Annotated in this window: 1 protein-coding gene; it reads left to right on the forward strand. The window is 65.5% G+C overall.

The features are described from left to right. On the forward strand, positions 1 to 981 hold a 981-nt coding region (locus AC559T_RS14130; RefSeq protein WP_498868986.1), incomplete at its 3' end, for an acyltransferase domain-containing protein.

The following is a 981-nucleotide window of genomic DNA, read 5'->3' on the forward strand; positions in this document are numbered from 1 at the left end:
GTGTTTCCTGGTCAGGGTGTTCAGTGGGTGGGTATGGGGGCTGCTTTGCTGGGGGGGTCGTCGAGGTTTTCGCGGGTTTTTGGGGAGGTGGTTGAGGAGTCTTCTGCTGTGTTGGCTGGTCTGGTGGACTGGTCGTTGTTGGATGTGTTGGGGGGTGTGGGTTCTGAGGGTTCTTTGGGGCGGGTGGATGTGGTGCAGCCGGCTTCTTTTGTGATGGGTGCTGGTCTGGTGCGGGTGTGGGGGGAGTTGGGGGTGGTTCCGGCTGCGGTGGTGGGTCATTCGCAGGGGGAGGTGGTGGCGGCGTATGCGGCGGGGGTGTTGTCGTTGGAGGATGCGGTGCGGGTGGTGGTGGGTCGTAGTCGGGTGGTGGGGGAGCGGCTTGCTGGGCGGGGTGGGATGGCGTCGGTGGGGTTGTCGGTGGATGAGGTGGAGTCTGTTCTTGTTCGGTGGGGTGGTCGGGTGGTGGTGGCGGCGGTGAATGGTCCGTTGTCGACGGTGGTGGCGGGTGATGTGGTGGCTTTGGATGAGGTGGTGGGTTTGTGGGAGCGGGCTGGGATGTGGGTGCGGAGGGTGGCGGTGGATTATGCGTCGCATTCGCCGCAGGTGGATGAGGTGGAGGAGGAGCTGGCGGGCTGGTTGGTGGGGGTGCGGTCGAGGGTTCCGGAGGTGCCGTTTTTTTCGACGGTGGAGGGTCGGTGGATTGTGGGTGCGGGGGAGCTTGAGGGGGGTTACTGGTTTCGAAATCTGAGGTCGCGGGTGCGTTTTGCGGAGGCGGTGGGTGTGCTGGCTGGTGAGGGTTTTCGGTCGTTTGTGGAGGTGGGGGCGCATCCTGTGTTGGTGGGTGCGGTGGGGGATGTGCTGGCGGGTGTGGGGGTCTCGGATGGTGTGGTGGTGGGGTCGTTGCGGCGGGGTGAGGGTGGTGTGGCGCGGGTGTTGCGGTCGGCGGGGGAGTTGTGGGTGCGGGGCGTGCCAGTCGACTGG

It is taken from the genome of Frankia sp. Hr75.2 (genome assembly GCF_949319125.1).
GTDB lineage: Bacteria > Actinomycetota > Actinomycetes > Frankiales > Frankiaceae > Parafrankia > Parafrankia soli.